At 75.4% G+C, this 6,721-nt stretch carries 2 protein-coding genes and 1 pseudogene; all 3 read right to left on the minus strand.

Translation table 11 applies throughout. The features are described from left to right. Positions 1 to 40 precede the first annotated feature (40 nt). The 3 genes and pseudogenes from Ae717Ps2_RS11315 to Ae717Ps2_RS11335 all read right to left on the minus strand — a co-directional run bounded on the left by Ae717Ps2_RS11315 (position 41) and on the right by Ae717Ps2_RS11335 (position 6,717). A complete protein-coding gene (locus Ae717Ps2_RS11315; protein ID WP_075333347.1) occupies positions 41 to 4,408 on the minus strand; it encodes a type I polyketide synthase in 4,368 nt (1,455 codons plus the stop codon). Positions 4,409 to 4,874: 466 nt separating this feature from the next. After that, positions 4,875 to 6,167 (minus strand): annotated as a pseudogene (locus Ae717Ps2_RS40320) (polyketide synthase); the annotation flags it as partial. Between the two features lies 1 nt (position 6,168). Next, the gene (locus Ae717Ps2_RS11335) at positions 6,169 to 6,717 is read right to left on the minus strand and encodes an acyl carrier protein (RefSeq protein ID WP_075333348.1); all 549 of its coding nucleotides are present in this window, start codon (positions 6,715 to 6,717) and stop codon (positions 6,169 to 6,171) included. Positions 6,718 to 6,721 lie beyond the last annotated feature (4 nt).

A 6,721-nucleotide genomic window follows, 5' to 3' on the forward strand; every position in this document is an offset into this window, starting at 1 on the left:
TACTCACTCTCCGGGGTCGCGGGGGAACCGGTCGTCGACGTTAGAGGGTTGTCCTATCGGTCGGCTTTCGGTCCTGACGTCCGGTGTCGTCGACCCAGTAGCGGGTCCGGGCGAACGGGAACCGGGGCAGGTCGGCGATACCCGGCCCGGGCGTCCGCGGTGTGCCCGCGAGGACGACCTCGGGGTCGGTGGTGTTGTGGTGGTCGCACAGGTGCCGGTACAGCGCGTCGGTACGGCCGCGGGCGAGGGTCGAGCGCACGAACCCCGCCTCGGGAGTGAGGTCGGCGGCGAGCCGGGCGAGCACGGGCTGCGGCCCGATCTCCCAGTAGCCCGCCGGCCGGCTCCGGTGGACCTCGGTCAGTGCCTCGTGGAAGAGCACCGGCTCGACCAGACCGTCGGCCCACGTCTGCGGGTCGGTCGCGGTCTCCGCCGTGTGCCGGGTCCCGGTCACGGTGGAGGTGAAGGCGATCTCCGGTGGCCGCAACCCGGCCGTCGCGAGCTCCGACCGCAGCGCGGGCACGGCGCCCGACATGTCCCGCGAGTGGAACGCGTGGCTGACACTCAGCGGTGTCACCGCGACCGGTTGCGCCGTCGCGGTGAGCCGGTCCCGCAGTGCCACGATGTGCTCCCGCGGGCCGGCGACCGCGGTGTTGCGCGGCCCGTTGTGCGCGGCGACCTCCAGCCCCGGGTGGTCGCGCAGGATCTCGGCGACGGTCACCCGGTCGGCGTGCACGACGGCCATCGAGCCGGGCGCCGGCTGGGCGAGCATGGCCCGCCCCCGGCAGGCGGTGACCCGCATGAGGTCGGGCAGCGCGAGGCACCCCGCGGCCCATGCGGCGGTGAGCTCGCCGACGCTGTGCCCGATCACGTGCCCGGGACGGATCCCCCAGGAGTCCAGCAGCCGGACCAACCCGACCTGGACGGCGACGATCGCGACCTGCGCGTGGTCGGTCCGGGTCAGCACCCCGGCCTCGGACCGGAACAGCAGCTCCGGCAGCGGGACCGCGAGCCAGGGCGCCAGCATCGCCGTGCAGTCGTCGACGGCGGAACGGAACACGGGCTCGTCGCGGTAGAGGTCGGCGCCCATGCCCGGGTACTGGGAGCCCTGGCCGGTGAACAGGAACACCGTCGGACCTCCTGCTCCCGTACCCGTCCGGATGACCGGTGCCGCGTCCGCGGCCCCCGTCGCGACGGCGGTGAGCCGTGCGGCGAGCTCGGCGCGCGTCGTGCCGTGGACCGCCACGCGGTGGCGCTGGCGGGCCCGCCCCGCACGCGAGGTCCAGGCGACGGCGGCGAGGTCGTCGTCGTCCGGGAGAGCGGTGACGGACCGGGCGTAGCGGTCGGCGAGGTCCCGCACGGCGTCCTCGGTGGGAGCCGACACGGTGAGGACATGGCTGCGTCCGGCCGCAACGGCGGGTCGCACCAGGGGGGAGGGCTCCTCCAGCACGACGTGGGCGTTCACCCCGCCCATCCCGAACGCCGACAGGGCCGCGCGCCGGGGACCGTCGCCCCGGTGCCAGGGCAGCGCGTCGACGGCGGGGAAGAACGGTGTGTTCTCGAACCGGATGTGGTCGTTCGGCCTGGTCAGGTGCAAGGTGGCCGGGATCGTGGCGTGCTCGAAGGCGAGGAGGACCTTGACCAGACCGGCCAGACCGGCGGCGGGCTCCAGATGGCCGATGTTCGACTTGACCGAGCCGATGGCACAGAACTGGCGGCGGTCGGTGTGCCGACGCCAGGCCCGGGTCAGCCCGTCGACCTCGATCGGATCGCCGAGCGTGGTGCCCGTGCCGTGTGCCTCCACGAGGGAGATGGAGTCCGGCGACACGTCGGCGTCCCGCAGTGCCGCGGTGATGACGTCGCGCTGGGCCGTCGGGCTCGGGGCCGAGTACCGGCTGGTGCGGCCGCCGTGGTTGACGGCTGCGCCGATGACGAGTCCGCGGACCCGGTCGCCTTCGGCGGTGGCGTCGGCCGAGCGGCGCAGCACGACGGCCGAGGCACCCTCACCGGGTACGAAACCGTCGGCACCCGCGTCGAAGGCGGCGCACCGGGCCTGCGGGGACAGGGCCCGCATCGCCGTCATCGAGGCGAAGTACTCAGGGCTGATCGCCGCATGCACCCCGGCGACCACGGCGGTGTCGATGTCCCCCGAGCGCAGGTGCGCCAGCGCGGTGTGCAGGGCGACCAGGGCAGAGGAGCACAGCGTGTTGACCACCATGCTCGGTCCGGTCCAGTCCATCAGGTGCGACAGCCGGTTCGGGATCATCGCCTCGAGGCCCAGCCCGCGGCCGTCACCGACACCGAGCCGGGCGCGTTCCTCGTGGTAGTGGTCGTGGCTGTAGGCGATCCACAGCCCGGTCCTGCTGCCCTCGGCCCGCGGGCCGATCCGACCGCCGTCCTCCAACGCTTCCCAGATCGTCTCGTAGACGATCCGGGCCTGCGGGTCGATCATCGGAGCCTCGCGCGGCGAGATCCGGAAGGGTGTCGGGTCGAACCGGTCGACCTCCGGCAGGAACGATGCGCGTGGGGCGGAGTCCGGGTGGCCGGCCCACCTGCCGGCGGGGAGTTCGTCGACGGTGTCGACGCCGTCCCGCAGCAGTTGCCACATCTGCTCGGGGGTGGAGGCACCGGGCACACGGACGGCCATGCCGACGACCGCGACGTCGCGCGACGGATCCCGGTCCGCCGGGTCGGCCGGGCGCGGGCCGGTGGGTCTCCCGGCCGGCTCGCCCGCCGGGGCCACGGTGGGTGCCGGCGTCGGTGTGGCGGCCACCGGTGCCGGGGTGGTCGGCCCCGCGGCCAGGGATCTCGACGGGGGTACGGGCGGCCGGTCCGAGCCGGGTGGGTCCGCGGGTGGCGGGCCGCCCGTCGGCTGTCGGGACGCGTCGTCGGTCCGGCCGCCGGCGCCGGGCCGCTCTGCCCGCAGCGCGCGCACCAGCTCCGGCGCGTCCTCGGCCAGGAAAGCGGCGAACCGTCCTGGTGTCGGGAACTCGAAGAACACCGTCGGGTAGAGCGACAGGCCGCGCTCGCGGGACAGACGCTCGCTGAGGTCGACCAGGCCCACCGAGTCGAACCCGGTGGACAGGAACTCCTCGTCGGTGTCGTCGTGACCGAGCCCGGCCTCGGCCAGGAACCAGTCGAGCACCACGGCGGGGGCCGGTCGCCCGTCCGCGCCGGACGATGCCACCACGCCGGTCCGCGAGGACGGACCGATCGCCGGAACCGCCGGAACCGCCGCCTCGGCGGTGACCTCCGCCGGGGTGGGGGCCCGTTCCGGCGCCGTCGGCGCGGACGTCGCCGCATCGGTCGGCGCGAAGGCGGCTGCCGGTACCCGCTTCGAGGAGATGTCACGCAGCACCATCACGACCGACCCGGCGTCGTCGGTGACGGTCTGGGTGACCCGGCAGGCCTCCTCGTTCCAGAACCCGACCCGGGTGTGGACGAACGCGGCTCGTTCCAGAGATCCGTGCACCTCCACCGCGCCGATCGACAAGGGGATGAACACCGGGGCGTCGGCCCGGCCCGCGATCGCATGGTCCAGGTCCAGTGCGGCGATCGTGACGCTGTCGAGCAGGCCGGGGAACAGCTCGACCCCGTCGTCGTTCCAGCTGCGCTGACGCGCTCCCTCGACGCGGGCGAGCGTGCCGTCGGGTACGGCCGCGACCCACGAGATGTTGCGGTAGTAGCGGCCGTGCCGATAGCCGAGCGCACGCAGTCTGCGGTAGAGCGTCGTACCGGACCTCAGTGGCCCGCAGGTCTCCAGCAGCGGGCCCAGGTCCAGACGGGCGGGCCGGGCGACGGCGGTGGTGACGTAGCGCCCGTGCGCGTACGGGCCGTCCGGTCCCCGGAGCTCGAAGGCGCCGTCGCCGGTGGTCCTGCACGTCACGACCTCCGGCTGCGCCGCCCGCAACGGGCGGTGGAACACCAGGTCGGCGAGGCCACCGAACGTCCCGCCGGCGGCCACCGCTCCGGCCCTCAGCAGGTCCAGCCACGCCATTCCCGGCAGCATCGCCTCGCCGAACACCGAGTGCTGCGCGATGGGAACCTCGCCGGGGCCGTGGACCCGCTCGAAGGCGAAGCCGTCCGCCCCGAGCGGCTGCAGTACCCGCAGCGGCCCGCCGGACTCGGCCGACCGCTGCGGCTCCCGCAGGTCCAGCACCCGCCCGTCGGCCTGGGTCATCGGGACCTCGGCCGTCCGGAACGGCCGGCCGGCGCGGTGGCGGCTCCAGTCCACGTCGTGCCCGTCGGCGTACAGGGCGGCGAGGACCGCGGCGATCCTGCCGGCGACGTCGGCCGGGCCGGTCGTGCCGTCGAGAGGACCGGGGCCCTCGACCGGGGTGCCGGCGGCGAGCAGCGCCGCGACCGCCGCGGTGGGGTCGGGGTCGTCGCCGAGTGCGTAGGCGGCGGTCACCGCACCCGGCCCCTCCCCGGGGAGCGCCGCGTCGGGTGCCCCCAGGGCGACCAGCGCGACCGGCCAGGCGATCGCGCCGCAGAGCGCGGTACGGCGGGCCCCCCCAGGCGCCGATCGGATCCCCGGTGGCGGTGACGAACCGGTCCACCAGCCGTGCGACGGCCGGGACCTGTTCGGCCAGCCAGGGCAGCCAGGTCCCGGCGTCGCCGCCCGGGACGGGTGGCGCCGGTGCCCGGTGTGGTGCCGACCCCGGCCCGGTGCGCAACAGCGTGTCCCGCAGGGCTGCCGCGAGCGCGTCGGCGCCGTCACCGGACACCGCGATCCGTGCCGCGAGGTGCGGGCGGGAGAGCCGGGTGGTGGCGCAGGCGTCGTCGAGACCGGGACCGAGCCGGGGGAGCAGCTCCAGCCACTGGGTGGCGAGCTCACGCACCCCGTACGGCGTCCGGGCGGACAGCGTGAGCACGTGGGGGCCGGTGCCGGCACGCGGCGGGACCGGCGGCGCCCCGGTGACCACGGCGTGGACGTTCGTCCCGCCGAAGCCGAACGCGCTCAGCCCGGCCCCTCGGACCGTCGCCGCGGGCCACGTCTCGGCCGCCCCGGTCAGCCGCAGCGGCCCTCCGTCGATCTGCAGGCGTGGGTTGGGCTGTTCGACGTGCAGGCCGGGGACGATCTCCTCGGCGAGCGCGCAGAGCAGGCCGGCCAGCCCGGCCAGGCCGGCAGCGGAGTGCAGATGCCCGATCCGCCTCTTGAGTGAGCCGAGCGCGACCGAACCCGGGGCCATCCCGTGCCGGGTGAACACCTCGGAGAGGGCGCGGACCTCGATCGGGTCGCCGATCGCGGTGCCCGTGCCGTGTGTCTCCACCATCTGGACCGTGTCGGGGTCGACCCGCCGGTAGACCCCGTCGAGGAGCTCGACCTGGGCCTCCAGGTTGGGCGTCGTGACACCCATGGTCGCGCCGTCGTTGTTGGCGGCGACGTGCACGATCGTCCCGAGCACACGGTCGCCGTCGCGCTGCGCCGCCGCCAGCGGTTTCAGCACCAGGGCGACCGCCCCTTCCCCGGGGACGTAACCGTCCGCGCGACGGTCGAACGTGCGGCACAGCCCGTCGGCGGACAGGGCCCCGGCCCCGTCGAGCAGTCGGTAGGTGAGCGGGTCGACGAGCAGGTCCACGCCGCCGACCACGGCCAGGTCGCAGTCACCGCTGCGCAGGCTGAGGCAGGCCGCCCACAGGGCGGTGAGCGAGGACGAGCAGGCCGTGTCGAGCACCAGCGCCGGCCCCGCCAGGTCGAGCCGGTCGGCCAGCCAGGCCGCGGCGAAGTTCTGCGACCGGCCCCACAGCGTGGCGGCGGGCGGCCCGGTGGGGGACCCGGGGCCCGGGAGGGCCGCGTCGTAGCCGTAGGCGTTCATCCTGCTGCCGACGAACACCCCGGCCCGCAGCCGCCGGCGGCCCCGATAGCCGGCCTCCTCGATGGCGCGCGCCCCGATCTCCAACATCACGCGGTGCTGGGGGTCGATGCGGACCGCGTCCTCGGCGGACAGGCCGAACGCCTCGTGGTCGAACGAGTGCGGATCCTGCAGGAAGCCCCCGCGCAGGCCCGGGCGCGGCAGCAGGCCCGGCGCCCAGCGGGCGGCCGGCACCGGCGACACCGCGACGGTGTCGCCGGCCAGGAACGTGCGCAGGTCGGTCACGTCCTCTGCTCCGGGGAGCCGGACGGCGAGGCCGATGACGGCCAGGTCATGGGTCGGGTGGTCGGACATGTCAGGCCTTCCCGTCCGTGCGAGGGGTGTCGTCGAGTTCGGTCAGCAGGGTCCGGAGGTCGGCCCCCGGTGCCGTCGCCGCGGGGGTGTGGTCCGTCGTGGTCGACGGGGAGCGCGGTGCCGTGCCGGCGACGACGTCGGCGACGTCGGCGACGCCGCGGGCCCGCAACAGCACTGAGGGGTCCAGCGGGCTGCCGGTGCGGGACTCGATCGCCGCGGCGAGCTCGGCGACCGTGATGGAGTCCAGGCCCAGTGCCTCGAGTGCGACCTCCCCGGGGTCCTCGCCCAGCACCGCCCGGAACGCTCCGGAGACCGCAGAGACCGCCCGTGCACGATCCGGCGCCGCGGAGCCGAGGCCGGCGGCCCCCTTCGGCCCGACCTCCTGGTGAGGGGAGCCGTGCGCCGCCGGGACCGGGGCACCGTCGCCGGCCCGGGTGGCGGAGCCGAGGAGCACCACCGCACCGCCGAGGTCGAACGAGGCACCGAACGCGGCCCGGCCCTCCTGCGGCGTGAGCGAGTGGCGGGCGGCGAAGGCCGGATCGGCGGCCATGCCG

Source organism: Pseudonocardia sp. Ae717_Ps2 (genome assembly GCF_001932475.1).
GTDB lineage: Bacteria > Actinomycetota > Actinomycetes > Mycobacteriales > Pseudonocardiaceae > Pseudonocardia.